The following is a 510-nucleotide window of genomic DNA, read 5'->3' as shown; positions in this document are numbered from 1 at the left end:
CACCTTGCGGTCGGCCCATTGCGTCAGGTTCACCAGTTCAAGCTGTTCGTCCACCGGCTGACGGCGGGCCTCGACCGGGATGCCCGCAAGCTCCAGCCCCAGCCCCACGTTTTCCCGCACCGACCGCCATGGCAAGAGGCCGAACTGCTGGAACACCATGGCGATGCGCGACAGGCGCAGGCGGCGCAGCGTATCGGCATCGGCCCTGGTGACACTGACCATGCGGTCGCCATCCGAGACCCGCACCTCGCCACGCACCACCGGGTTCAGGGCATTCACCCCGCGCAGCAGCGTGGATTTGCCCGAGCCGGACAGGCCCATGAGCACAAGGATTTCGCCCTCGCGCACGGTAAGCGAGCAGTTGTGCACGCCAAGCACCTGACCGGTTGCGGTTTTGATCGGGCCGCGATCAAGCCCCTGATCCATCAGCGGCAGAGCAGCCTGGGGCGAGTCCCCAAAGACGATATTTACATTGTCGAATTCGACGGCATTGCGGGCGGCTTGCATGTC

At 65.1% G+C, this 510-nt stretch carries 1 protein-coding gene; it reads right to left on the bottom strand.

Annotated features, from left to right (window positions below; translation table 11 throughout):
• Positions 1–510: ATP-binding cassette domain-containing protein (locus PKE99_RS39515; RefSeq protein WP_271215197.1), on the bottom strand; the 510-nt coding region annotated here is incomplete at both ends.

This window comes from Pseudonocardia halophobica, from assembly GCF_027922425.1.
In the GTDB taxonomy this organism is placed as follows: Bacteria; Actinomycetota; Actinomycetes; order Mycobacteriales; family Pseudonocardiaceae; genus Pseudonocardia; species Pseudonocardia halophobica.
The sequence above is the reverse complement of the archived record's forward strand: the minus strand, read 5'-3'. Positions and strand labels throughout refer to the sequence as shown.